The sequence below is a fragment of the Gordonia sp. OPL2 genome, from assembly GCF_003797825.1.
GTDB lineage: Bacteria > Actinomycetota > Actinomycetes > Mycobacteriales > Mycobacteriaceae > Gordonia.
This window is the reverse complement of sequence record NZ_RKME01000123.1, coordinates 1-402: the sequence shown is the minus strand read 5'-3', so window position 1 is coordinate 402 and position 402 is coordinate 1. Positions and strand designations below refer to the sequence as shown.

Annotated in this window: 1 protein-coding gene; it reads left to right on the top strand. The window is 62.7% G+C overall.

Translation table 11 applies throughout. The features are described 5' to 3' along the window. Positions 1–144: 144 nt before the first annotated feature. Positions 145–402, top strand: a 258-nt coding sequence (locus EEB19_RS26600) for a hypothetical protein (protein ID WP_262365948.1), incomplete at its 3' end; no start/stop codon positions are given.

The window sequence follows — 402 nt, the reverse complement described above, 5'->3', positions numbered from 1 at the left end:
GTGCGTGGATTTCCTCGCCGACGGCGACCTGGACGTCCTGCAGCTGTTCTGCTGAGGCTGATAGGGGTCAGATCCCTTTTCCGCAGGAAAAGGGATCTGACCCCGTCGAAGACCATTGCATTGATGCGCCAGGAGCCTTATCTCATGAAGTCCACCCTCTGCCTGTTGCTCGCCAGCCTGATGACCACGACTGCTACCGCCGCCACGCCGCCCGTTCCGCCGGATGCCGCCAAGCATCCGCACGTGGTCAAGGCGCCGTTCGGCGCGACCCGCAACGATGACTATTACTGGCTGCGCGACGACAAGCGCGAGAACAAGGACATGCTGGCCTACCTGCAGGCCGAGAATGCCTACGCCGACCAGCTGCTGGCACCGCTGAAGCCCCTGGAAGACACCCTGTAC